At 62.9% G+C, this 2,641-nt stretch carries 2 protein-coding genes; both read left to right on the top strand.

Annotated elements, in window-relative coordinates:
- Positions 1 to 145: 145 nt before the first annotated feature.
- Positions 146 to 1,795, top strand: a complete 1,650-nt coding sequence (gene istA / locus ELI80_RS16670; RefSeq protein WP_201740601.1) for an IS21 family transposase — start codon at positions 146 to 148, stop codon at positions 1,793 to 1,795.
- Positions 1,795 to 2,547: an ATP-binding protein gene (locus ELI80_RS16665; protein ID WP_201740600.1), complete on the top strand. Its 753-nt coding sequence runs from the start codon at positions 1,795 to 1,797 to the stop codon at positions 2,545 to 2,547. The genes istA and ELI80_RS16665 overlap by 1 nt, the downstream gene beginning before the upstream one ends.
- The last annotated feature ends 94 nt before the right edge of the window (positions 2,548 to 2,641 follow it).

The following is a 2,641-nucleotide window of genomic DNA, read 5'->3' as shown; positions in this document are numbered from 1 at the left end:
TGTTAGGGACGTGCTTTTAGTAGCGCGGTTCTGACGATCGGATAGCGCGGGTATGAGCTTCGGATAGCAGCATCTGGTGGTCTGTGGTGATCTCAGGTCCACACGCAGTAATTCGGCTGCGTGTGGACCTCGAAGAGGAGACACCGTGACTGACTACCGATTGGTGATGTCACTATTGATCCAGAATCTGTCCTACCGACAGATCGAAGCCCTGGCGGGATGCTCACACACCACCATCGCCAAAGCGAAGAGAATCTGCCGGGACCAGGGCTTTACCTCCACCTCCCAGGTGGAAGACCTCACCGCGGAAGAACTCGACGCCTTGTTCACCGACGGGCGCAAGGCGCCCTCGGATGAGTTCGTCGCCTTCGACGTGGCCGCGATGGTCACCAAACGCTCGGGCAAGAAGAAGCTCCCGCTGCGCGTGTTGTGGGCCGGCTACCTCGACACGGACGGCGTCCCTGGCCAGCGGCACTACAGCTATCAGCGGTTCTGCCAGATCATCGGCGAGTACGTCGATGTCAACGACCTGACCATGCGGATCACCCACGTTCCCGGTCACACGATGCAGGTCGACTGGGCGGGCACGAAGATGGCCGTCTTTGACCCCATCACCGGGCGCAAGACCAAGGTGTCGGTATTCGTGGCCTCGTTGCCGTACTCCGGGATGGTCTTCGCCCGCGGTTATCTCGATGAGAAGTCCCCGAACTGGTTGGACGCCCACCAGCAGGCCTTCGAGTTCTTCGGCGGTATCCCGCAGGTCGTCATCCCGGACAACGCCTCCACCGCATCCAACCAGATCGCTCGTGGGGACCGGGCCCGGGACGTCAACCGCGCCTACCGGGATTTCCTCGAGCACCACCGCACCGCTGCGGTACCGACCCGTCCCGTAAAACCACAGGACAAAGGCAATGTCGAAGCCGGGGTCAAGGTCGTGACCAACTGGGTGATCGGCCGGCTCGCGGGCCAGCGATTCGCCAGCCTGGATGACCTCAATACTGCTGTGGCCGACCAGGTCACCGCGATCAACACCAGAACACCGTTCCGCGGACAGCAGATCAGCCGCAAGGATCTGTTCGATGAGTATGAGCGGCCGGAACTGCTTGGGCTGCCGGAGTCCCGCTGGCAGCCGGTGACCTGGCGGAAATCCAAGGTCAACCGTGATTACCACATCGAAATCGCCACGGTGAAGTACTCGGTGCCCCACACCTTCGCCGGACGCCACGTTGATGTGAAGATCACCGGCGACCGTCTGACGGTCATGTGCGACGGGGACATCATCGCCACCCATACCGTCTCCCCGCGCCAGCATGTCTACGTCACCGACCCCGATCATGTCCCCGATCAGCATCAGCAGTCCTCGGACCTGTGGTCCAGGGCGTATTTCCTGCGTCAGGCCCACAAGGTCGGTCCCCACACCGTCGCCGCGATCACCAGCGTGCTCGATGCCCGCCCGATCGAAGCCCAGGGGTATCGCACCTGCCTGAACATCCTCGCCCTGGGCAAGGGCGACAACAAGGCACTGCTGGAACAGGCCTGCCGGCAACTGGTTGACGCTGATTCCCCGCGGGCGGTCAGCTACACCGCGGTCAAGCAACGCCTGGCGGCCTTGCGGGCCCAGGTCCACGCCCGGCCCACCACCACAGATGCTCCGCCGCCGCCGGCCCCACGCATCGACCCGGCCCCGGGCTCACGGGACACCCGCGGTGCGCACCTGGCTGGCCCTGAGCACTTCAGCCTCGACGCTCTACTGGGAAAGACGGATCCTGCCCACGATGAAGGAGGTCAGGCGTGATGGATCGACACCTCACCGACGCCGACATGACGTTGTTCACCCAGCTGCGGATGACCGCCTTCGGGAAAACCGTCATCGACCTGGCCAACGACCCCGCCTGCGATGAGTGGACGTTCTCGCAGAAGATCTTCCACGCCCTGGATAAGGAGATCACGGCCAGGGAGCAACGTCGGACCCAGAAACTACTCAAGGCATCCAGATCGCCAAACCCTGATGCCTGCGTAGAAGAAATCCGCTACCTTCCCGACCGCAACCTCAATCGTGAGCTAATTGCACGGCTGTCCAGCTGTCAATGGATCGATCAGACCCACAACCTGGTCATCCTGGGGAAATCCAGTGTCGGCAAGACCTACCTCGCGTTGGCGCTGCTCAACGCCGCCTGCCGGAAGTTCTACACCGCCCGGTTCTTCAGACTCGATGATCTGGCCAACCAGCTCGCGGTCATGGACCCCGCGTCGCAGAAACGGCTGGACTTCCTCACCGACCTGCACAACTGCGACCTGCTGGTCATCGATGACTTCCTGACCACGCCCATCAACCAGCACACCGCCGCGGAGCTGCTCAACATCCTCGCGGCCCGGGACGGCCGTGGCTCGACCCTGGTCACCTCCCAGTTCGAGCCGCAGGACTGGTACAAATCCCTGCATGACGCGGTGATCGCCGAATCGATCCTCAACCGGATTGTGGCAGGCGCCGAGATCCTCCCACTCGACGGGCCGAACATGCGCCGACACCTCGCCGACGCGCAATAGCCCCGCCGGCACCCGGACCAAGCACCGCTATCCGGTGCTCATCCGGGTGCTATCGGATCGTCAGAACGCTGCTACTGGAAGCACGTCCCAAACA

The sequence above is a fragment of the Paracoccus aeridis genome (assembly GCF_004923205.2).
Classification (GTDB): domain Bacteria; phylum Pseudomonadota; class Alphaproteobacteria; order Rhodobacterales; family Rhodobacteraceae; genus Paracoccus; species Paracoccus aeridis.
Note: the sequence above shows the minus strand (reverse complement) of the source record. Positions and strands in the feature narration are given on the sequence as shown.

What these genes read in the sequence shown, in the direction of transcription:
- ELI80_RS16665 (WP_201740600.1), top strand. Translation starts at nt 1,795, where the DNA reads ATGGATCGACACCTCACCGACGCCGACATGACGTTGTTCACCCAGCTG.